This window comes from Nocardia sp. NPDC041819 (assembly GCF_055590505.1).
Genome location: NZ_JBVJAP010000001.1, coordinates 1034774 through 1056902, shown reverse-complemented (window position 1 = coordinate 1056902; position 22129 = coordinate 1034774). Strand labels below are relative to the sequence as shown.

Here is a 22129-nt window from a genome sequence, read left to right as displayed (position 1 = left end):
GCGAAACCAAGACAGGGTTAATGGTGTGCCGGTCACCGGGCGCATCTAGGGTAGTTGGGTATACCCGGTGAGCATGCCGTAGCTGCCGCGCGATCATCGCCGTCAGAACCCACCCGCCGTCGACGAACCAATGTCAGGAGAACCTCGGTCGTGTCGATCACAGACGACATCCGCGCCCTCACTCAGCCGAACCACCCGGACGACTGGACGGATCTGGACACCAAGGCTGTCGACACCATTCGGGTCCTGGCCGCCGAGGCGGTGCAGAACGCCGGAAACGGCCATCCCGGTACCGCGATGAGCCTGGCGCCGCTGGCGTACACGCTCTACCAGCGCACCATGCGCATCGACCCGAGCGATCCGAGCTGGGTCGGCCGGGACCGGTTCGTGCTGTCCTGCGGTCATTCCAGCCTCACCCAGTACATCCAGCTCTACCTGGCGGGTTACGGCCTGGAACTGGACGACCTGAAGAACCTGCGCAAGTGGGGCTCGCTCACCCCGGGCCACCCCGAGTTCCGGCACACCGACGGCGTCGAGATCACCACCGGCCCGCTCGGCCAGGGCCTGGCCTCGGCGGTCGGCATGGCGATGGCGGCGCGCCGCGAGCGCGGCCTGTTCGACCCGGACGCCGCGCCCGGCGCGAGCCCGTTCGATCACTTCGTCTACGTCATCGCCTCCGACGGTGACCTGGAGGAAGGCGTCACCTCCGAGGCGTCGTCGCTGGCGGGCACCCAGCAGCTGGGCAACCTCGTCGTGGTCTACGACGACAACAAGATCTCCATCGAGGACGACACCACCATCGCCTTCACCGAGGACGTCGCGAAGCGCTACGAGGCCTACGGCTGGCACGTGCAGGTGGTCGAGGGCGGCGAGGACGTCGTCGCGATCGAGGCCGCGCTGGAGGCCGCCAAGGCCGAGACCGGCAAGCCCTCGATCATCGTGCTGCGCACCATCATCGGCTACCCCGCCCCCAGCAAGATGAACACCGGTACCGCGCACGGTGCGGCGCTGGGCGCCGACGAGGTGGCCGCCACCAAGAAGATTCTCGGCTTCGACCCGGACAAGAGCTTCGACGTGGATCCCGCGGTCATCGAGCACACCCGCAAGGTCGTCGAACGCGGGCGCGCGGCGCATGCGCAGTGGCAGAAGTCCTTCGACGCGTGGGCCGCGGCCAACCCGGAGAACAAGGCGCTGTTCGACCGCCTGATCGAGCGGCGGCTGCCGGACAACTGGATCGCGAATCTGCCCAGCTACGAACCGGATCCGAAGGGCATGGCCACCCGCAAGGCGTCCGGCAAGGTGCTCGCCGCGCTGGCGCCGGTGCTGCCCGAGCTGTGGGGCGGCTCGGCCGACCTGGCCGAGTCCAACAACACCACGATGCCCGAGCAGCCCAGCTTCGGGCCGGAGTCGATCTCCACCGGCATGTGGAAGGCCGACCCGTACGGCCGGACCCTGCACTTCGGCGTCCGCGAGCACGCGATGGGCGCGATCCTCAACGGCATCGCGCTGCACGGCCCGACCCGTCCGTACGGCGGCACCTTCCTGGTGTTCAGCGACTACATGCGTCCGGCCGTCCGACTGGCGGCGGTGATGCGGGTGCCCGCGATCTATGTCTGGACCCACGACTCCATCGGCCTCGGCGAGGACGGCCCGACGCACCAGCCGATCGAGCATCTCGCCGCGCTGCGCGCCATCCCGGGGCTGAACGTGGTCCGTCCGGGCGACGCCAACGAGACCACCTACGCCTGGCGCACCATCCTCGAACGCGACAGCAGCGAGCACCGATCGCACTTCTCGGTGTCCGAGCCGCCGCACCAGGACGGCCCGTCCGGGCTGGCGCTGACCCGCCAGGATCTGCCGATCCTGGAGGGCACCAGTTTCGAGGGTGTGTCGAAGGGCGGTTACGTGCTGGCCGAGGCGTCCACGGGCACACCGCAAGTGATCCTGATCGCCACCGGCTCGGAGCTGCAGCTCGCGGTCGCCGCCCGCACTACGCTGGAGGAGCAGGGCATCGCCACCCGCGTGGTGTCGATGCCGTGCGTGGAGTGGTTCGACGCGCAGGACAAGGCTTACCGGGACGAGGTGCTCCCGCCCGCGGTCGCCGCTCGCGTCGTCGTCGAAGCCGGTATCGCGATGCCGTGGCACCGGTTCGCCGGTGACGCGGGCGAGATCGTGTCGATCGAGCACTTCGGCGCCTCCGCCGACTACAAGACCCTGTTCCGCGAATTCGGCTTCACTCCGGAAGCCGTCGTTGCCGCCGCGCAGCGCACGCTCGAGAACGTGAAGGGATAAGCGCTCATGGCTCAGAACGAGAATCTCGCCGCTCTGTCGGCGGCGGGAGTGTCCGTATGGCTCGACGATCTGTCCAGGGACCGCATCCGGTCCGGCAACCTGCTCGAGCTGATCGAGACCCGGTCGGTCGTCGGGGTCACCACCAACCCGACGATCTTCCAGGGTGCGCTCAGCCAGGGGCACGCCTACGACGGCCAGCTGAAAGAGCTTGCCGCGCAAGGCGCGGACGCCGACGCCGCGATCCGCACCATCACCACCGACGACGTCCGCGCTGCCTGTGACGTGTTCGCTCCGGTCTTCGAGGCGACCAACGGCGTGGACGGCCGGGTCTCCATCGAGGTCGACCCCCGCCTGGCGTTCGACGCCGACCGGACCGTCGCGCAGGCGGTCGAGCTGTGGAAGATCGTCGACCGGCCCAACCTGTTCATCAAGATTCCGGCCACCGAGGAGGGCCTGTCCGCCATCACCGCGGTGATCGCGGAGGGCATCAGCGTGAACGTCACGCTGATCTTCTCGGTCCAGCGCTACCGCGCGGTGATGGGCGCGTACCTGGAAGGCGTGAAGAAGGCCAAGGTCGCCGGCCACGATCCGGCCAAGATCCATTCCGTCGCCTCGTTCTTCGTCTCCCGGGTGGACACCGAGATCGACAAGCGGCTGGAGGCCCTCGGCACCGAGGAGGCGCTCGCGCTGCGCGGCAAGGCCGGCATCGCCAACGCCCACTTGGCCTACGCCGAATACCAGGACGTGTTCGACGGCGGCAAGCACACCTCGACCTTCCTGAACCTGGCCGCGTCCGGCGCGAATCGGCAGCGTCCGCTGTGGGCGTCGACCGGTGTCAAGAACCCGGACTACTCCGACACGATGTACGTCACCGAACTGGTCGCGCCGAACACGGTGAACACGCTGCCGGAGAAGACGCTCCAGGCGGCGGCCGATCACGGCGTGATCCGCGGTGACGCCGTCAGCGGCAAGGCCGCCGCGGCCAAGGAGGTCTTCGACCGGCTCGCCGCGGTCGGCGTCGATCTCGACGACGTGTTCGCGGTGCTCGAGCGCGAGGGCGTGGACAAGTTCGAGAAATCCTGGGAGGAGTTGCTTTCCGCCACCGCCGACGAGCTGAAGTCGGCGTCGACCGGGAACGGCTGATCGATGGCCGGAGCAGCTCCCACGGATCGGCCGGAGCCGGTCGAATGGCAGAACCCGCTGCGTGAGAAACGGGATAAACGGCTGCCGCGCATCGCCGGACCGTGCAGCATGGTCATCTTCGGCGTCACGGGTGACCTGTCTCGGAAGAAGCTGATGCCGGCCATCTACGACTTGGCGAACCGGGGGCTGCTGCCCCCGGCCTTCGGCCTGGTCGGCTTCGCGCGCCGCGACTACGCCGACGAGGATTTCGCCCAGGTGGTCCTGGAGGCGGTGAAGGCGCACGCGCGCACCCCCTTCCGCCAGGAGGTCTGGGATCAGCTCTCGGAGGGCATCCGGTTCGTCCAGGGCAGCTTCGACGACAACGCGGCGTTCGACCGGCTCGCCGACACCTTGACCACGCTGGACAAGGAACGCGGCACCGGCGGCAATCACGCGTTCTACCTGTCCATCCCGCCGAACATGTTCCCGGTCGTGCTCGATCAGCTCTGCGCGCACGGCCTGGCGCAGACGACCGGGCCGGACGCCGCGCGCAAACCCTGGCGACGGGTGGTGATCGAGAAGCCGTTCGGGCACGACCTGCACAGCGCGCAGGAGCTCAACGCACTGGTCAACGGGGTTTTCCCCGAGGAGCGGGTGTTCCGCATCGACCATTACCTGGGCAAGGAGACGGTGCAGAACATCCTGGCACTGCGCTTCGCCAACCAGCTCTACGAGCCGATCTGGAACGCCAACTTCGTCGACCACGTGCAGATCACGATGGCCGAGGACATCGGCCTCGGCGGTCGCGCGGGCTACTACGACGGCATCGGCGCCGCCCGGGACGTGATCCAGAACCACCTGCTGCAACTGCTGGCGCTCACCGCCATGGAGGAGCCGATCAGCTTCGAGCCCAAGCAGTTGCAGGCCGAGAAGATCAAGGTGCTCTCCGCGACCAAGCTCGTCGAACCACTGGACGAGACCACCGCGCGCGGCCAGTACACCGAGGGGTGGCAGGGCAGCGAGCACGTGGTCGGCCTGGCGGAGGAGGAGGGTTTCGATCCGAATTCGAAGACCGAGACCTACGCCGCGATCAGGCTGCAGATCGACACCCGCCGCTGGGCGGGTGTCCCGTTCTTCCTGCGCACCGGAAAACGGCTGGGCCGCAGGGTCACCGAGATCGCGGTGATCTTCAAGCGGGCGCCGCACCTGCCGTTCGACCAGACCATGACCGAGGAACTCGGGCAGAACGCGCTGGTCATCCGGGTACAGCCGGACGAGGGCATCACCACCCGGTTCGGCTCGAAGGTGCCCGGCTCCAGCATGGAGGTGCGCGACGTCAACATGGACTTCACCTACGGCGAGGCGTTCACCGAGTCCTCTCCCGAGGCCTACGAACGCCTGATCCTCGACGTGCTGCTCGGGGTGCCGTCGCTGTTCCCGGTGAACGCGGAGGTCGAATTGTCCTGGCGGATCCTGGATCCGGTGCTCGAGCACTGGGCCGCCGAAGGCAGGCCGGAGCCGTACGAGGCGGGCACCTGGGGTCCGCCATCGGCCGACGAGATGATCGCCCGCACCGGGCGGGAATGGCGGCGCCCGTGATCGTCGACATGCCCGAGACCAAGACCAGCGAGGTCACCAAGCGCATCGTGAAGTTGCGCGAGAGCAACGGCGTGATCACCGTTGGTCGCGTGCTCACCCTGGTGGTGTGCACGCTCGACAGCTCCGAGGCCGAGGACGCGATCGACGCGGCGAACGAAGCCAGCCGCGAGCATCCCTGTCGCGTCGTGGTGCTGGCGCGCGGTGACCGGGAGGCCGCCACCCGGCTGGACGCGCAGATCCGCGTGGGCGGCGACGCGGGGGCGGCCGAGGTCATCGTGCTGCGGCTGCAAGGCGAACTGGTCAACCACGAGAGCAGCGTCGTCACCCCGTTCCTGCTGCCGGACACGCCGGTGGTCGCCTGGTGGCCACGCGGAGCGCCGGAGTTCCCGTCCAAGGACTCGGTGGGCCGCCTGGCGGGCCGCCGCATCACCGACGCCACGTTCGCGCCCGATCCGCAGGCGGCGATCAAGAAGCGGCTGCAGTCCTACGCCAGCGGTGACACCGACCTGGCCTGGAGCCGGATCACCTACTGGCGTGCCCTGCTGGCCGCGGCGATGGACGAGCCGCCGTTCGAAACGGTGGATTCGGTGACGGTGTCCGGGCTGCGCGACGAGCCCGCCCTGGACATCCTGGCCGGCTGGCTGGCCGCCCGGCTGGACTGCCCCGTGCGCCGCCGCACCGGCCCGCTGCAGGTGGAATTGCACCGCCCCACCGTCTCCATCGCGATCGAACGCCCGCAGACCGGCCGCACCGCGACGCTGACCCGCACCGGTGAACCGGTGCAACGGATCGCCCTGGCGCGCAGGGAGACGCGCGACTGCCTGGCCGAAGACCTACGCAGGCTGGACGCCGACGAGACCTATGCGGAAGCGCTGGCCGGAATCGAGAAGGTGATCTATGAGTGAGCACACCGATTCGCCATTCCCCAGCGACACCGTCGAGGTGCACCTCGACACCGAGTCGCTGGTGGCCGCCGCCGCGGCCCGCTTCGTCTCGGTCGTCGTCGCGGCGCAGGCCGAGCGGGGCTCCGCGTCGGTCGTCCTGACCGGCGGCGGAACCGGCATCGCCCTGCTGGAGCTGGTGCGCAAGTCCCCCGGCGACATCGACTGGTCCCGGGTCGAGGTGTTCTGGGGTGACGAGCGTTTCGTGCCGGCGAACGACGCGGAGCGCAACGACCTGCAAGCCAGGCAGGCGCTGCTCGACCACGTGCCGGTCGACCCGGCGCGGGTGCATCCGGTGGCTGTCTCCGACGGCGAGTACCCCGATCCGGTGGAGGCGGCGGCCGAATACTCCGCGACGGTGCACGCCTATCTCGCCGAACACGGCGCGTTCGATCTGCACCTGCTCGGCATGGGCGGCGAGGGCCACGTCAATTCGCTGTTCCCGCACACCGACGCGGTGCGGGAAGAGCACGAACTCGTCGTCGCCGTGACGAATTCGCCGAAGCCGCCGCCGGTGCGGGTGACGCTCACCCTGCCCGCGATCCGCCGCAGCCGCCACGTCGTGCTGGTGGTCGGCGGCGCCGCCAAGGCCGAGGCGGTCGCCGCGGCCATCGGCGGCGCGGAGCCGGTGGAGGTGCCCGCGGCCGGCGCGATCGGTCTGGACTCCACCACCTGGCTGCTCGATCAAGAGGCCGCGTCCGCACTGCGCTGAGCAGGCCACACCCGGCCGACGGCGTGGCCGTGTCCGCGCGGGCTGCCTCGCCTTAGGAGCCGGAGCGCCATGGCTTGATCCGGCCCTCACCGGGCAGCAGCATCGCTGCTGCCGAGCCGGGAAATATCGTAAATTTGTCCGCCTCTATGCCCGGCAGCCGAAAGAACACCGCCGAATAACCCAGCCGAACAGCGAAGTTTACGAGATGATCGGTCGGTGACCGAGCAGGCAGTTGATCTGGACGAACGGTGGCGCACCGCCGTCGCCGCACTCCGCCCGCGACCCGGGCGTCCGGCGGATCAGCCGGTCGCACCCGGCGTCGCGGTCACGGGCGTGGCGTGCCTGGAATTGTTCGACGCGCAAGCGACGAGCAGGCATCTCGATCTCGCGGCACGCCGCCTCGGCAGCGCCCGGCGCGGTTTCTACAGCATCGGGTCGTCCGGTCACGAGGGCAATGCCGCCCTGGCCGCCGCCGCGCGGATCACCGACCCCGCCCTGCTGCACTACCGCTCGGGAGCGTTCTTCGTGCACCGGGCCCGGCGCGTGCCCGGGCTCGACCCGATCCGGGACGTGCTGCTCGGCGTGGTCGCCGCGGCGGCGGACCCGATTTCCGGTGGGCGGCACAAGGTATTCGGCAGCGCTGCCGCCCACGTCATCCCCCAGACCTCGACCATCGCGTCACATCTGCCCCGCGCGGTAGGTCTGGCGTTCGCGATCGATCGCGCGGCACGGCTCGGCGTCGCCTGTCCCTGGCCCGCCGACGCGGTGGTGCTGTGCAGTTTCGGCGACGCGTCGGCCAACCACTCCACCGCGGCCGGAGCGATCAATGCCGCGATTCACACGGCCGGGCAAGGGATTCCGATGCCGGTCCTGTTCGTCTGTGAGGACAACGGCATCGGGATCAGCGTCCCCACTCCCCCGGATTGGATCGAGCAGGCGTACGGCCACCGCCCGGGTCTGGCCTACTTCCACGCGGACGGCTGCGCCGCACTCGACGCGCTGACCACCGCCGACGCTGCCGTCCGGTGGGTGCGGGGTAGCCGCGCGCCCGCGTTCTTGCATCTGCGGACGGTCCGGCTGCTCGGTCACGCGGGCTCGGACGTCGAAACCGCCTACCGCCGTCCCGCCGACATCGCCGCCGATCTCGCTCGCGATCCGGTCCTGGCGACCGCACGGCTGCTGATCGAGTCCGGCGTAGCCACCCCCGCCGACCTGCTCGACCGATACGCCGACCTGGGCCGCCGCGTGGCCGCGACCGCCGAACTCGTTTCCACGGAGCCGAGACTCGCCTCGGCGGCGGCCGTGACCGCCCCGATCGGCCCCTACCGTCCGGCGCTCGTGCGCGCCGATGTGCTCCGGCGCGGCAGCCGCGGAAATGCGGAGACCGGTCACGCGATCGCCGACCTCGATGCGCCGCATCGTCGCAACGGCGCCGCGCAGGGTGATCCGGTGACCCTGGCGCAGGCGATCAACGACACGCTCGCGAGCCTGCTGGCGCGCGACCGCGACGTGCTCGTCTTCGGGGAGGACGTCGGCCGCAAGGGTGGCGTATACGGCGTGACCAAGGGTTTGCGGAGGAGGTTCGGCGCCCGCCGCGTGTTCGACACCCTGCTGGACGAGCAGAGCGTCCTCGGGACCGCGCTGGGCTCGGCGCTGGCCGGATTCGTGCCGATCCCGGAGATCCAGTACCTGGCCTACCTGCACAACGCCGCCGATCAGATCCGCGGCGAAGCGGCCACGCTGTCCTTCTTCTCCGACGGCCGCTACCGGAATCCGATGGTGGTGCGGATCGCCGGATACGCCTACCAGAAGGGCTTCGGCGGCCATTTCCACAACGATAACTCGGTGGCCGCGCTGCGCGACATCCCCGGCGTCGTGCTCGCCTCCCCGTCCCGCGCCGACGACGCAGCCGCGATGCTGCGCACGTGCGTGTCGGCCGCACGGGTGGACGGCAGAGTGTGCCTGTACCTCGAACCCATCGCGCTGTATCACACCCGCGACCTGCACCATCCGGGCGATGACGGCTGGCTGGCCCGCCCGTCGCCCGACGAGCATGTCGAGATCGGCCGTGCTCGGGTCTACGGCGACGGGGCCGACCTGACCCTGGTCGGCTTCGCCAACAGCGTGCCGATGAGCCTGCGCGCGGCACAGCGCTTGGCCCGGCTCGGCATCCGCGCGCGCGTGCTCGATCTGCGCTGGCTCGCTCCCCTGCCGGTGCACGATCTGCTGCGGCACGCGCGCGCCACCGGGCGGGTCCTCGTCGCGGACGAGACACGGCGCAGCGGCGGTGTGTCGGAGGCGGTGTGCGCGGCGCTGATCGACGCCGGCTTCACCGGCAGGCTCGCGCGTGTGACCAGCGAGGACAGTTTCGTGCCGCTCGGTCCGGCCGCCGCGACGGTGCTACTCGACGAAGACCGCATCGACGCCGCCGCCCTCCGGCTTCTACGCGACGCGACCGGCGTGGAACCGCGGCGCGCCGGGACCCGGCATTCCCCGGAATTCGATTCGACCGGGGAATAGTGGAAATACAGTGAGGTGACGGTGACCAGCAGCGGAAAGGACTCGCGATGACCACGATGTCCATGCTCGGCGAGGTGCGGCCGGAGCACGAGCACACGACCGACGGCGATCTGGTGCTCCTGCACTACCTGCGGTCGTTCCACAAGCCCGTACTGGACGTGTGGTCGGCGGCCACCGAGCGCGGCCAGCTCGCCCGCTGGCTCGGGGCCGTCTCCGGCGGCAACGGCAACCTCACCATCGAGTTGTTCGACGGTCCGGTCCCCGGCCCGGTCGCGGTCCGCGTCGACCACTGCCAGGCGCCGCACGAATTGGTCGTGCACATCGACGGCTGCCTGCTCGAAGTCCGGATGACCCAGGTCGGCGTGGTCACCACCGTGGAACTGACCCGCCGCCACGTGTGCCCCGCCGACGCGGGCGCGATCGGCCCGCGCTGGCAGTACCTGCTCGACCGCCTCACCGCCTACCTCGATTTCCAACCGTTGCCCCGGTGGTCGGACTACCCGAAGCTGGCGGAGGAATACCGCTAGACCACCGAGCCTCCCGCCGGGCAGGGTTCAGTAGAAGAACCCGGCGATGCCCCAGCCGGGACGCGCCTGCGCCTCCCGGATCCACTCGACGCAGGACTCGATCGCGGCGAGAACCTCGTGGTCCACCTCCTCACGCTGCGGCGGCGTGGTCGACTCCCACTGCACGAGCGCTTCGGCGCACTGCTCGGGCGTCCATTCGCCGTAACCGGGCAATTCATCCGGCTGCGGCAGCGAAGGCGGCAGCGAGTGGTACATGAACGCGCGGACGCTCACCGCTTTGATGCCGAGTGTGGCCAGGCCGTCGTCGATGTGGTCGAGCCAGCGACCCCGGAACGCCGAGAAGTAGCGGTTGTCCACGAAGCGACCGTAGAACTGGCAGATCGTCTGGTACGCGTAGCCGTACTGGAAACCGTAGGCCGGGTCGAACGGACCGCCGTCCACGACGGCGCGCACCGCCTCGTAACGGGTGGGCGCGCCGGCCGCGATCTCGTCGGCGAACCAGTCGTCGTCGTGGGTCAGCTGGGCTTTGAACCGGCCGCCGATCATCCGCCGGAGCTTGTCGTCCCGGGACCCGATGGCGCCCTTGACCCTGTCCAGTTCGACGACGTAGATGCTCAGGCTATAACTCATTCACCGAACATTAGCGGTGCCCACCGACAACGAACATCGCTGAGCCCGAAGGCGTTTCACCTCAGGCCGGAAGCCGGGCCGGATGCGCGGCCAAGTGGGCGAGATGAGCGGTGAGCAACGCGTTCACCTGCTCGGTCCGCTCCAGCTGTACGAGGTGGCCCGCGTCCCTGATCTCGGTGACCGCCCGCAGGTCGGCGACGTGCTCACGCAGCGTGGCCAGCGGGTCGCGGCCACTGAAGCCCTCCATGTCGGGATCGCGGTCGCCGTACAGGAAATAGGCGGGCACAGCGACTTTCGCGTCCGCGTACTCGGCGGTGAGTTCCCAGTTGCGGTCCAGGCTGCGATACCAGTTCAATCCGCCGGTGAACCCGGTGCGTTCGAAATCTCGGGCGAGCACGTCCAGCTCGTCCGCGCCCAGCCAGCTCCACGGCAGCGCGGGCGCCTCCGGCAGCACATCGAGATAGCCGGTGCCCTCGGCCGGGAAGCGCCAGGTGTCCAGGTAGTGATAGTCGGCGCTGAGCGCGTAGTAGACGCGGGCCAGGAACTCCCGGGGACGCGCGCCGAGTTCCGCATCCGCCACGCCCGGAGTCTGGAAGTAGTGCAGGTGCAGGAAGTGCCGAGCCGCAGCCTTCGCCCACAGCTGCGACGGAGCTCGCGGCGGACGTGGCGCGAACGGATTGTTCAAGACGATCACGCCGCGCACGCGCTCCGGCGCGCGCAATGCCAGTTCCCACACCAGTGCCGCGCCGAAGTCCAAGCCGACGAACACCGCCTGCTCCGCGCCGATGTCGTCGAGCAGAGCGAGCAGATCACCGCAGACCGCGCGATTGGTGTAAGCCTCGGGGTCGGCCGGGACGTCGGTGCGACCATAGCCGCGCAGGTCCGGCGCGAGAGCTCGATACCCGGCGGCGGCGACCGCGGGAAGCTGGCGGTGCCAGATGTACCAGGTGTGCGGAAAGCCGTGACAGAAGACCACCGGCTGCCCGGTTCCCTGCTCGGCGACGTGCATACGGACCCCGCCGGTCGTCACGAACCGATGCGTCAGCTCCACTCGGGCCTCCAAAACCTAGAACACGTTATCGTTTCACGGTAATGTTCCGGTTTCGTGAGCGGAATACCCGAGAGGCTCGAAGGCAAGATCGCGGTGGTCACCGGCGCCAGCCGCGGCATCGGCAAAGGGATCGCGCTGGAACTCGGCGCGGCGGGTGCCACGGTGTTCGTCACCGGCCGCACGGCGGCGCAGGGACGACTACCCGGCACCGTACACGCCACAGCCGCGGAAATCGATGCCGCGGGCGGGGTCGGCATCCCGTTCGTGTGCGACCACCGCGACGACGACGCGGTCGAGCGGCTGTTCGAGCTGATCCGCACCGAGCACGGCAGGCTGGACGTGCTGGTGAACAACGTCTACAACTCCCCCGCCGCGGCCCGATGGCTGGGCAAGCCGTTCTGGGAGGTGCCGCCCGCGGCGTGGGACGAGTCGTTCGACGTAGGCGTCCGGTCGCATTACGTGGCAAGCTATTTCGCCGCGCCGCTGTTGATCGAATCGGGCGGGCTGATCGCCAACATCTCCTCGCCAGGGGCGCGCAGGTACATGCACAACGCGGTGTACGGCGTCGCGAAATCCGCCCTGGACCGGCTCACCGCCGACATGGCGCACAATCTCGCGGGCACCGAGGTCACCGTGGTCTCGCTCTGGCCGGGCATCGTCGACACCGAACTGCTGCAACTGGTTCCGGCAGGCGCCGATGGCCGCAGGCTGGTCACGCTGCCCGGTGAGGGCACCTTCGACCTCGGTGACGCGCAGACGCCGCGCTTCACCGGCCGCGCCGTCGTCGCGCTCGCCACCGACGCCGGGCGTCGCTCCCGCACCGGGTTGCCCTGGCCGGTAGCCGATCTCGCCGAGTACTACGGGTTCACCGACATCGACGGGCGCATCCCGCGCGTCGACTGACTCCGTTCACAGCGCGCCGAGGAACCGCTGCACCGAGCGCGACGGGACCGGCCTGGCCCGCCACGCCACGTACACGTACGAGGGCGGGGCGTCGGGGATGTCCCGATAAACGACGCCGGGATGCGGCGCCCTGGTGCGCGCGAGATCGGGTACGACACCGATACCGCGATCGGCCGCGACCAATTCGATCCATTCGTCGAAGTTCGTGCAGGTGATGACGGCGCGGTCCGGGTCGACCGGCTGCCAGGACGCCGCATCGGTGGTGCCGGACACGGTGTTGACCACCAGTGGCCGATCGGCAAGATCGGACCAGGACAGGTGGGGCGCGTTCGCCAGCGGCGAATGGGTGGCCACCGCGAGCACCCGCCGTTCCGTCGCGATGATCCGCGACGCCAGGTGACGCGGCAGCCGAGTCTCCTTGCGGTAGATGGCGATGTCGACCGTGCGCTCGCCGAGTGCGGTTAGCGGATCGTCCACGCGCCGCAGGGTGATCCGGCCACCGTGTTCTTCGTAACGGCGGCGGGTCGCGGCGAACCACGCGTCGGGCAGCAGCCACGAGAAGCCGATCTCCAGCGTGGCGCGCGAGCGCAGTTCCGCGGCGACGCCGTCGACATCGGCCAGGATGCGGCGGGCGTGCGCCAGCAGTTCCGCGCCCTCCGCGGTGAGCGCGAATCGCCGTGACGTGCGCTCCACCAACCGGCAGTCGACCAACCGCTCCAACTGCTGGATCGTCCTGGTCAAGGCGGGTTGGCTCAGGTGCAGCCGGGTCGCGGCGCGGGTGTAGTTCGCCTCCTCGCACAGCGCCAGGTACGCCCGCAGGTGCCGCAGCTCGATATCCATGCGTCGAGCGTATACATCGTGCGTGGAAAGCATTTCCGCACGCTGCCCCCGGTCTCGTACGGTCGAGCGGTGACCACTGTTGTCCTCGCCGGGCCCCCGCGCCGTGGCCTCGCACCCGCGGTGGCCGCGGCATCCGGCCTGGCGGCCGCGATGGGCGTCGGGCGCTTCGTCTACACCCCCTTGCTGCCGCTCATGGTCGACGCGCAGCGCCTCACCGCGCACGACGGCGCCCTGATCGCGACCGCGAACTACGCCGGTTATCTGCTCGGCGCGCTGCTGCTGACCTGGCGCCCCCAGCTCGGCCGCCGCACGATCTTCCTGGCGTCGGCAGGACTGTTGATCGCGAGCGAAGCGCTCATGGCGGCACCGGGGCCGATCCTGCTGCCGGCCCTCCTGCGCCTGGTCGCGGGCGTGGCCAGTGCGGTGATCTTCGTTGCCTGCGCGCGTTTCGCGAGCCGACCCGGCAGCGGCAGGCACTCGGCGGGAATCGTCTTCGGCGGCATCGGATTCGGCATCGCGTGGACCGGCCTGCTGGTGCTCGCGTTGCGGCCGGTGGTGTCGTGGCAGGCTCTATGGCTGATCTCCGCGGCGCTCACCGCGGCGCTCCTGATTCCCGTCCGGCGCCTCGACATCCGTCCGGGGCAGCGCGTGTCACGCGGAGCGGCACGGGTCCTGCGCGCTTGGCGTGCGCTGCTCGTCGCCTACTTCCTCGAAGGCCTCGGGTACATCGTGATCGGCACCTTCCTGGTAGCGGCGGTGAGCGCGGAACGCGGGCCGGTGACCGGTTCGGCGATGTGGATCGTCGTCGGCGCGGCGGCGGCGGTCTCGACCGTGCTCTGGGCCGGGGCCGCGCGGCGCCGGCCTCCGGCGCTCCTGTTACCCGTCGTGCTGGGGGCGCAGTGTGTCTCGGCGGTGCTCCCGGCCGTATCCGGTGCGATCTGGGCCGCTGTGACGGCCGCGGCGCTGTTCGGCGGGACGTTCGTCGGAATCGTCATGCTCGCGATGCGAGTCGGCGCCGAGTTGACCGAGGGTGCCGCGGCGGCGCCGCTGACCGCGGGGTACGGGGCGGGACAGATCCTCGGGCCGGTGGCGGTGGCCCCGGTGCTCGGGACGTCCTATCCCGCCGCGTTCGTCATCGCCGCGGTCGTGCTCGGCGCGGCGACGCTCACGGCGGGCGTGGTGACCGCCGGGATCAGGCGAACTTGATCTCGAGGCCGATGCCGAGAATGGCGATCAACCAGATGACGCCGGTGAAGATGGTGACGCGGTCGAGGTTCTTCTCCACGACGGTGGACCCGGACAGGCTGGACTGCACGCCGCCGCCGAACAAGCTGGACAGACCTCCACCCTTGGCGCGGTGCAGCAGCACCAGCAGCACCAGCAGCACGCTGGTGATGATCAGGAGGATATCCAGGAACATCCGCATGCCGGACAGTGTATGCGGTCGAGGCGACCGCACCGAATCAGGCACTCGGCAGCCGCGCGCAGGGCACCGCCCTAGCGCCGGTCGACCGCCACGAGGTGGGTGACCTGCTCCCCCTCGACGGCGCCGAACTTCGCGACGGCCTCTTCCCGCAGCTGATCCTGCGCGGTGAGCCGGACCTGGTGCTGGTGCATGTGCTCGGCCCAGGACCGCACGACGAACGCCTCGACATAACGATCGATCACCCCGACGTCGCGATACAGGCGCCATTCCATCGCGCCGGTGCGCTGCCGGGACCGGCCGACGAAGGCCATGGCGGCGAGGAATTCCTCGACGTCTTCCGGCGGCACGTCGTAGCTGCGCAGGATCAGCACCGGACCGTCGTCGGGATCGGGTTCCACCGCCAGTTGCGGCTCCGGCCAGAACGCCGAGGGCGTCAGGTCGAGCACCTCGGGATCGTTCCGGATGGGCAGCCACACCGTGCTCACCGCGCAGAACGCGAGCAGCGCCGTGGCCCACAGCAGCGCGGGTACCGAGCCGATCGCGCCGGCGACCAGGCCCCAGACCAGCGAGCCGATCGCCTGGCCGCCCATGAAGACCAGCAGATACACCGACAACCCGCGCGCACGCACCCAGGCGGGCAGCAGCAGCTGCATGGTCGAGTTCATCGTGGACATCGCCAGCAGCCACGCCAGTCCCGCGAAGACCAGCAGCACCAATACCACCGGCACCACGCGCAACAGCGCGGTGCCCGCCGTCGCCGACCCGAACAGGATCGCGGCGATGGTGAGCCGCTGCGTCGGGGTGAGCCATGCCCGCAACCGGGACAGCATCGCCGCGCCGAGCACCGCGCCGACGCCGAGCGCCCCGAGCATCAGGCCGTACCCGGACGACGACAGCGCGAGCCGGTCGCGCGCGATCACCGGCAGCAGCGCCCAGACCGCGCTCGCGGGTGCGATGAACAGGATCGACCGCAGCAGCACCCGGCGGATCGCGGGCGCCGCGCGGATGAACCGGGTGCCCGCCTGCAATGCCGCCAGCGGGCGCTCGGTGGGCAGGCGCCGATCGATCGCCGGCCTGCGCCAGACCGTCAGGACGGCGACGATCCCCACGAACGACACGGCGTTCAGCGCGAACACCAGCGTCGGCCCGGACAACGAGACCAGCGCGCCGGCCAGCGCGGGACCGACCGCCCTGCCGATATTGATGTTCATGCTGCCCAACGCGGAGGCCGCCGGGATCTGCTCGCGCGAGACCAGTTCGGGCTGGATCGCCTGCCAGGCCGGCGCGGTCAGCGCCTGCCCGCAACCGAGCAGGAACAACAAGGTGAGCAGCACGCCGGGGGTGGTGTGACCCGTCGCGGTCGACACGGTGAGCAGCGCGGCCAGCGCCGCCATCGCGGACTGGGCGCCGAGCAGCAGCCTGCGCCGGTCCACGAGATCGGCGAGCACCCCGGACGGGATGGCCAGCAGCATCACCGGCAGCGTGATGGCGGTCTGCACGAACGACACCAGCGCCGCCGCGTTGGGCTGGTCGACCATGATCCACTGCGCGCCGACGGTCTGCATCCAGGTGCCGAGATTCGACACCAGCTGCGCCACCCACAGCGCGCGGTACACCGGTGAACGCAGCGGCGCCCAAGTGGAAATCGGGGTCGTCGCGGCTATCGTCACTCGCCGAAGCTTAGTCGCGGCGCTGCCCCCGCCCCGACGCCGCGTCCGGCCTCAGGACCGCCGGACGCGCCGCTGTCGCGGCCAGCAGCAACGCCACGATCAGCAGCGCGGCTCCCGCCAGGCCCGCCGCCGTGAGGCGTTCGCCGAGGATCACCGCCGCAAGCGCCGCTCCCGTGAGCGGTTCCAGCAGCGAAAGTACCGCGGCGATCCCCGGACCGGTGTCCGAGAGGCCGCGGAAGTACAACGTATAGGCGACCGCGGTGGGCGCGAGCCCCAGCACCAGGACCAGCGCGATGCTGCCGGGCGTCGGGTCGAACGCCAGCCCGCTCGTGGCCGCGAGTGGCGCCAGCAGTAGCGCGCCTCCGGTGAACCCGAGGCCGGTGGTGGTCATCGCGTCGAGCCCGGGCACCGGCACGGCGTTGAGGACGGTGACCATCGCGAAGGCCGCGGCGGCCACCGCCGCGAACGCCGCGCCCACCAGCAATCCGTGCACACCGCGGGCACCGCTCGGCGTACCGACCAGCAAGGCCAGTCCGCACACCGCGATGCCGATCGTCGCCGCGCGGCGACGGTCCACCGCGTGGCGTCCGGTGACATGCTCCAACCCGGCGACGACCACCGGCGACATACCGATCGTGATCAATGTCGCGAGGCTGACCGAGGAGGCGGCGACCGCGCCGAAGTAGGTCGCCTGGAACGCCGCCGCGAGCACGGCGACCGCGCCGATCCGGCGCCAGGCCAACGGGCCTCGCGGCCACGGCCGCCGCGTGCCCGCGAGCAGAACTACCAGGAGCAGCCCGCCGACGGCGAGCCGGCAAGTGGCCACCGAGACGGGTGACAAGCCGGTGGCCCGGTGCACCAACGTGCCGAGCAGACCGCCGGTGCCCCATAGGAGACCGGCGCCGACGAGGTAGACCAGCCCGGGACGGGCGGCAGTGGACACAGTGAAGGACATGAGAGATCGCGCTCCTGCGACAAGAAGGGATTGGGTCGCGGAAGCGAGGTGCACAGTGCTGCCGAAAGGAGCGCGCTCACCCGTTCGGCGGCGCGCTGGATGCCTACACCTCGCTCAGGAAGCGGGCGGCGGAGTGATCGGGAAGCACCGGTGCACGGCACAGATACTAATACGGGGCCGAGTGAGTCATCCCATGAGTCTTGATTCCGGCGGCGGGCGAGTTCACCGGCAGCCCGTGGCGACCGACGCGACCTCGGTGGCGCGGCCGGTCGTCGGTAACATCGCCGCATGGCGGCACTCTTCGCGCGATCAGGACCGCTCGTCTTGCTCGCCCTCTGCACGGTGGCGGCGTGTTCGAGCGGTGAGCCCGACCGCAGCGCCGACGAGCCGACCCCGATGGGCCGCACATTTCTCTCCACCGGCGTCGAAGGCACCCCGATTCCCGGCGGCGGGCCGCTGACCATCAGCTTCACCGAGGGCCGGGTAGCGGCCGACGCGGGATGCAACAAGTTCACCGGCGCGGCCTCCTTGGACGATCAGGTGCTGCACGTCTCCGGTCTGGCCACCACCCTGATGGCCTGCGAGGACGATCGGCGCGGCGCCGACGAGTGGCTCAGCGGCCTGCTGAACTCACAGCCCACTTGGCGGCTGGACGACTCGCGGCTCACCCTGCACAGCCCCGACCGCACGGTGAGCTTGATCGACAAGAAGGTCGCCCAGCCGGACAAACCGATCGTGGGCACGCCTTGGCTGGTCACCGCGCTCATCACGGACAACAGCCAGATCCGTTCGCGCGCCCTCGACGAGGCGCAGCCGACGCTCACCATCGCCGAGGACGACAGCGTCTCCGGCGGCGCCGGGTGCAATCGCATGACCGGCGGCGCCCAGGTGTCCGGCACCCGGATCACCTTCCGGATCGCCACCACGAAGATGCTGTGCTCGCCGGAGGTGATGGAGGTCGAGCAAGCCGTGTTGAGAACCCTGGACGGCACGGCGACCGCCACGGTGGACGCCGACACGCTGACCCTGCGCAACGACAACGGCGCGGGTCTGGTCCTGCACGCGCAGTGAAGCCTGCTACTTCTGCCTGGTGAGCACGACGCGGTCGGCGACCAGCTCCGCCGCTCCGGGCGGCGTGAAGTAGATCTCCATGATCACCCGGTCGGCCGACTCCAGCCGGATCACCGTGCGCATCGGGATCGTCTTGCCTGCGAACTGCGCGCCGAGCACGCCCGGATCGGTGAATTCACCGGCCATCACTATGTCGGGGTCGGTGCCGCTCCCCTTGGCGCCCTTGTAGCTCATGGTCATCGGCGTGACGCTGTCGACGGTCGTCCATTCGTAGCGGTTGTCGGTCGGTCCGAATCCGAGGAGCCCGAGCCGGTAGTACGCGCTGCTGCCGTGGACGTCCTCGGCTTCCTCCCGCAAGAAGTTGTTGCCGGTCTCGGCGATCCATTCCCAGTGCGAGACGATCTCCCGTCGGACCGGGTTGTCCGCCGTGCCACCAGCGACGAAGGTGGATTTGTCGCCCTTCCACGTCCCGACGAGCTGATTCAGTCTGCGATGCCCCGCGTCCTGCCGCTCCGGGTCGACCGCCGCCGCAACAGTGCTCGATGCCGCGTCGTGCCCCGCGTGCTCGCGGGACGAGTCGTCGGAACAACCGACAAGAGCGGCCAGCGCGAGCAGCGCGACCGGAAGTGCGGTGTACATCTTGCGAAGAGACACGAAAATCCTTGCGGTGCCGGGGGATAGAGCTGCGACATCATCGCACGATTCCCGCTCGCGCGGCATCCGTGATCGCTCTCGGCGTATACGGCACAGCCCGGTACCGCGGGAAGCGATACCGGGCTGTCGCGCGTCGGACCCGGGTCAGGGCAGGGGGCCGCCCGCGGCGATCGCGGAGAGCGTGGCGAATTCGTCACCCTTGAGCGAAGCGCCGCCCACCAATGCGCCGTCGATGTCGCTCTGGGCGACCAGTTCTCCGACGTTCTTGGCGTTCACCGATCCGCCGTAGAGCACGCGCACCTCTGCCGCGACTTCCGGCGAGGCGAGCTTTTCCAGCTCCCCGCGAATCGCGCCGCAGACCTCCTGCGCGTCGGCGGGGGTGGCGACCTTGCCGGTGCCGATCGCCCACACCGGCTCGTAGGCGATGACGATCTTCGAGATCTCCTCCGCCGAAAGGCCTTTCAGCGATCCGCGCAGTTGCTCGAGGTTGTACTCGACGTGCGTTCCCGCCTCGCGGACGTTCAAGCCTTCGCCGATGCACACGATCGGGGTGATCCCGTGCTTCAACGCCTGCTTGGCCTTGGCCAGCACGGTGGCGTCGTCCTCGTTGTGGTACTGCCGCCGCTCGGAGTGCCCGACCACGACGAAGGTGCAGCCCAGCTTGGCGAGCATGCTCGCGCTGATCTCACCGGTGTAGGCGCCCGCCTCGTGCACCGAGACGTCCTGGCCGCCGTAGGTGAGCAGGAGTTTGTCGCCTTCGACCAGCGTCTGCACGCTGCGCAGGTCGACGAACGGCGGGATCACCGCGACGTCCACCTTGTCGAAGTACTTCTCCGGCAGCGCGAACGCGATCTTCTGCACCAGGGCGATGGCCTCGAGGTGATTGAGGTTCATCTTCCAGTTGCCCGCGATGAGCGGTTTACGTGCCATGCTCAGTCCTCCAACACCGCGATGCCGGGGAGCTCTTTGCCCTCCAGGTACTCCAGCGACGCGCCGCCACCGGTGGAGATGTGCGAGAAGCCGTCCTCCGGCAGGCCGAGCGCCCGCACAGCCGCGGCCGAATCGCCGCCGCCGACCACGGTGAACGCGCCCTTGCCGGTGGCGGTCACGATTGCCTCGGCGACCCCGCGGGTGCCCGCGGCGAACTTCTCGAACTCGAACACGCCCATCGGCCCGTTCCAGAAGACGGTCCGCGCCTCGGTCAGCAGGACCGCGAAGCGGTGCACCGAGTCCGGGCCCACGTCCAGACCCAGCCAGCCGTCCGGGATCTCGTGCGCGGGTACCACCTTCGACTCCGCGTCGGCGGCGAACTTGTCGGCCACCACGATGTCGCGAGGCAGGTGGATGACGTCGGCGTACTGCTCGAGCAGCTGCTTGCAGGTGTCCACCATCTCCTCCTGCAGAAGCGAGTCGCCCACCGAAAGGCCCTGTGCGGCAAGGAAGGTGAAGCACATGCCGCCGCCGATCACCAGGGTGTCGACCTTCGGCGCGAGCGCCTCGATGACCGCCAGCTTGTCGGAGACCTTGGAACCGCCGAGCACCACCGCGTACGGCCGGTCCGGGTTCTCGGTCAGCTTGGCCAGCACCTCGACCTCGGCCGCGACCAGCGTGCCCGCGTAGTGCGGCAGCAGTTCGGCGACGTCGTACACCGACGCCTGCTTGCGGTGCACCACGCCGAAACCGTCGGAGACGAACGCGCCGTCGTCGCCGACCAGCTCGACCAGCGCCGCGGCCAGCTTGGCCCGGTCGGCGTCGTCCTTGCTGGTCTCGCGCGCGTCGAACCGGATGTTCTCCAGCAGCAGCACGTCGCCGTCGGTGAGGCCCTCCGACCGCGCGAGCGCGTCCTGGCCCACCACGTCACCGGCGAGCTGGACATTGCGGCCCAGTTCCTCGGCGAGGCGGGCGGCCACCGGCGCCAGCGAGAGCTTCGGGTCCGGTGCACCCTTCGGGCGGCCGAGGTGCGCGGTGACGACAACCTTGGCGCCTGCCTCGGCGAGTGCCTTGATGGTCGGCGCCGAGGCGATGATACGGCCGGGATCGGTGATCTGTCCCTGGTCGTCGAGGGGGACGTTCAGGTCGGAGCGCACCAGCACGCCCCGGCCCTCGACGCCCTCGCCGAGCAGATCCGCGAGTGTCTTGACAGCCATGCGCGTCAGAGCGACTTGCCGACGAGGCCGATGAGATCGGCGAGACGGTTCGAGTAGCCCCATTCGTTGTCGTACCAGGACACGACCTTGACCTGGTTGTCGATCACCTTGGTCAGCGGCGCGTCGTAGATCGACGAGGCCGGGTCGGTGACGATGTCGCTGGAGACGATCGGGTCGGTGTTGTACTTCAGGATGCCCTTCAGCGGGCCTTCCGCGGCGGCCTTGTAGGCGGCGTTGATCTCCTCGACCGAGGCCGACTTGCGCAGCGTCGCGGTCAGGTCGGTGACCGAGCCCGTCGGGACCGGCACGCGCAGCGCGTAGCCGTCCAGCTTGCCCTGCAGCTCGGGCAGCACCAGGCCGATGGCCTTCGCGGCGCCGGTGCCGGTGGGCACGATGTTCAGCGCGGCGGCGCGGGCGCGACGCAGGTCGCTGTGCGGGCCGTCCTGCAGGTTCTGGTCCTGGGTGTAGGCATGGATGGTGGTCATCAGGCCGTGCTCGATGCCGAACTCGTCGTTGAGCACCTTGGCCAGCGGGCCCAGGCAGTTGGTGGTGCAGGACGCGTTGGAGATGATGTTCTGGCTGCCGTCGTACTTGTCGTCGTTGACGCCCATGACGATGGTGATGTCCTCGCCCTTGGCCGGGGCGGAGATGATGACCTTCTTGGCGCCCGCGGCGAGGTGACCCTTGGCCTTGGTGGCATCGGTGAAGATGCCGGTGGACTCGACCACCACGTCGACACCCAGGTCGCCCCAGGGCAGCGCGGCGGGGCCTTCCTTGATCGCCAGCGCCTTGATCCGCTGGTCGCCCACCACGATGGTGTCGTCGCCGTCGAGCGAGACGTCCTGGGGCAGACGGCCCAGGATCGAGTCGTACTTGAGCAGGGTCGCGAGGGTCGCGTTGTCGGTGAGGTCGTTGACCGCGACGATCTCGATGTCGGTGGTGCCGAGCGCCTTCTGCGCCTCCACCGCCCGGAAGAAGTTACGTCCGATACGACCGAAGCCGTTGATGCCTACCCGGACAGTCACGTTATCGCTCCTCAACTTTCCAGCGGATCATTCCGATGCCCACT

The 22129-nt window shown here is 69.7% G+C and carries 20 protein-coding genes; 10 read left to right on the top strand and 10 right to left on the bottom strand.

What is annotated here, in order from left to right; genetic code table 11:
* The first annotated feature begins 150 nt into the window (after positions 1-150).
* The 7 genes from tkt to ACZ6DL_RS05030 all read left to right on the top strand — a co-directional run bounded on the left by tkt (position 151) and on the right by ACZ6DL_RS05030 (position 9713).
* Positions 151-2292, top strand: coding sequence for a transketolase (gene tkt, locus ACZ6DL_RS05060; RefSeq protein WP_466049065.1), 2142 nt, complete (start codon positions 151-153; stop codon positions 2290-2292).
* 6 nt (positions 2293-2298) lie between these two features.
* Positions 2299-3435, top strand: a complete 1137-nt coding sequence (gene tal / locus ACZ6DL_RS05055) for a transaldolase (RefSeq protein WP_466049063.1) — start codon at positions 2299-2301, stop codon at positions 3433-3435.
* A gap of 3 nt (positions 3436-3438) precedes the next feature.
* Complete coding sequence (gene zwf, locus ACZ6DL_RS05050; RefSeq protein ID WP_466049062.1) at positions 3439-5013, top strand: glucose-6-phosphate dehydrogenase; 1575 nt, start codon at positions 3439-3441, stop codon at positions 5011-5013.
* A complete protein-coding gene (gene opcA / locus ACZ6DL_RS05045) occupies positions 5010-5918 on the top strand; it encodes a glucose-6-phosphate dehydrogenase assembly protein OpcA (protein ID WP_466049061.1) in 909 nt (302 codons plus the stop codon). The genes zwf and opcA overlap by 4 nt, the downstream gene beginning before the upstream one ends.
* Positions 5911-6666 (top strand): 6-phosphogluconolactonase, encoded by a 756-nt coding sequence (gene pgl / locus ACZ6DL_RS05040; RefSeq protein WP_357954313.1) that lies wholly within the window; start codon positions 5911-5913, stop codon positions 6664-6666. The genes opcA and pgl overlap by 8 nt, the downstream gene beginning before the upstream one ends.
* 216 nt (positions 6667-6882) lie before the next feature.
* Complete coding sequence (locus ACZ6DL_RS05035) at positions 6883-9186, top strand: transketolase C-terminal domain-containing protein (protein ID WP_466049059.1); 2304 nt, start codon at positions 6883-6885, stop codon at positions 9184-9186.
* 47 nt (positions 9187-9233) lie between these two features.
* Positions 9234-9713 (top strand): SRPBCC family protein, encoded by a 480-nt coding sequence (locus ACZ6DL_RS05030; protein WP_062974903.1) that lies wholly within the window; start codon positions 9234-9236, stop codon positions 9711-9713.
* 27 nt (positions 9714-9740) lie between these two features.
* On the opposite strand, the gene ACZ6DL_RS05025 is transcribed toward ACZ6DL_RS05030, so the two are convergent.
* Complete coding sequence (locus ACZ6DL_RS05025) at positions 9741-10343, bottom strand: DUF7691 family protein (protein WP_040867476.1); 603 nt, start codon at positions 10341-10343, stop codon at positions 9741-9743.
* Between the two features lie 61 nt (positions 10344-10404).
* Positions 10405-11352 (bottom strand): alpha/beta fold hydrolase, encoded by a 948-nt coding sequence (locus ACZ6DL_RS05020; RefSeq protein WP_466049569.1) that lies wholly within the window; start codon positions 11350-11352, stop codon positions 10405-10407.
* Positions 11353-11448: 96 nt separating this feature from the next.
* Between ACZ6DL_RS05020 and ACZ6DL_RS05015 the strand changes: the two genes are divergently transcribed.
* Entirely contained in the window at positions 11449-12297 is an 849-nt protein-coding gene (locus ACZ6DL_RS05015) for an SDR family NAD(P)-dependent oxidoreductase (RefSeq protein WP_466049058.1), read from the top strand.
* 6 nt (positions 12298-12303) lie between these two features.
* On the opposite strand, the gene ACZ6DL_RS05010 is transcribed toward ACZ6DL_RS05015, so the two are convergent.
* The gene (locus ACZ6DL_RS05010) at positions 12304-13137 is read right to left on the bottom strand and encodes a LysR family transcriptional regulator (RefSeq protein WP_466049057.1); all 834 of its coding nucleotides are present in this window, start codon (positions 13135-13137) and stop codon (positions 12304-12306) included.
* A 69-nt stretch (positions 13138-13206) separates the two neighbouring features.
* Here ACZ6DL_RS05010 and ACZ6DL_RS05005 point away from each other — a divergent pair, with 69 nt between their 5' ends.
* A complete protein-coding gene (locus ACZ6DL_RS05005; protein ID WP_466049055.1) occupies positions 13207-14343 on the top strand; it encodes a YbfB/YjiJ family MFS transporter in 1137 nt (378 codons plus the stop codon).
* Here ACZ6DL_RS05005 and secG read toward each other — a convergent pair.
* From secG to ACZ6DL_RS04990, 3 genes are all read right to left on the bottom strand, one after another.
* Positions 14330-14563 (bottom strand): preprotein translocase subunit SecG, encoded by a 234-nt coding sequence (gene secG / locus ACZ6DL_RS05000; RefSeq protein WP_039798855.1) that lies wholly within the window; start codon positions 14561-14563, stop codon positions 14330-14332. The genes ACZ6DL_RS05005 and secG overlap by 14 nt on opposite strands.
* Before the next feature lie 71 nt (positions 14564-14634).
* A complete protein-coding gene (locus ACZ6DL_RS04995; protein ID WP_466049054.1) occupies positions 14635-16233 on the bottom strand; it encodes an MFS transporter in 1599 nt (532 codons plus the stop codon).
* Positions 16234-16243: 10 nt separating this feature from the next.
* Positions 16244-17188: a DMT family transporter gene (locus tag ACZ6DL_RS04990; RefSeq protein WP_466049053.1), complete on the bottom strand. Its 945-nt coding sequence runs from the start codon at positions 17186-17188 to the stop codon at positions 16244-16246.
* A 288-nt stretch (positions 17189-17476) separates the two neighbouring features.
* Between ACZ6DL_RS04990 and ACZ6DL_RS04985 the strand changes: the two genes are divergently transcribed.
* Positions 17477-18259, top strand: a complete 783-nt coding sequence (locus ACZ6DL_RS04985; RefSeq protein WP_466049051.1) for an META domain-containing protein — start codon at positions 17477-17479, stop codon at positions 18257-18259.
* A gap of 6 nt (positions 18260-18265) precedes the next feature.
* Here the strand turns inward: ACZ6DL_RS04985 and ACZ6DL_RS04980 are convergent, their stop codons facing one another.
* From ACZ6DL_RS04980 to gap, 4 genes are all read right to left on the bottom strand, one after another.
* On the bottom strand, positions 18266-18913 hold the full coding sequence (locus ACZ6DL_RS04980) for a DUF1579 family protein (RefSeq protein ID WP_466049050.1): 648 nt from the start codon (positions 18911-18913) through the stop codon (positions 18266-18268).
* Between the two features lie 144 nt (positions 18914-19057).
* Positions 19058-19843, bottom strand: a complete 786-nt coding sequence (gene tpiA / locus ACZ6DL_RS04975; protein ID WP_357032150.1) for a triose-phosphate isomerase — start codon at positions 19841-19843, stop codon at positions 19058-19060.
* A gap of 2 nt (positions 19844-19845) precedes the next feature.
* On the bottom strand, positions 19846-21060 hold the full coding sequence (locus tag ACZ6DL_RS04970) for a phosphoglycerate kinase (RefSeq protein WP_466049048.1): 1215 nt from the start codon (positions 21058-21060) through the stop codon (positions 19846-19848).
* Between the two features lie 5 nt (positions 21061-21065).
* On the bottom strand, positions 21066-22085 hold the full coding sequence (gap, locus tag ACZ6DL_RS04965) for a type I glyceraldehyde-3-phosphate dehydrogenase (RefSeq protein WP_393229242.1): 1020 nt from the start codon (positions 22083-22085) through the stop codon (positions 21066-21068).
* Positions 22086-22129 lie beyond the last annotated feature (44 nt).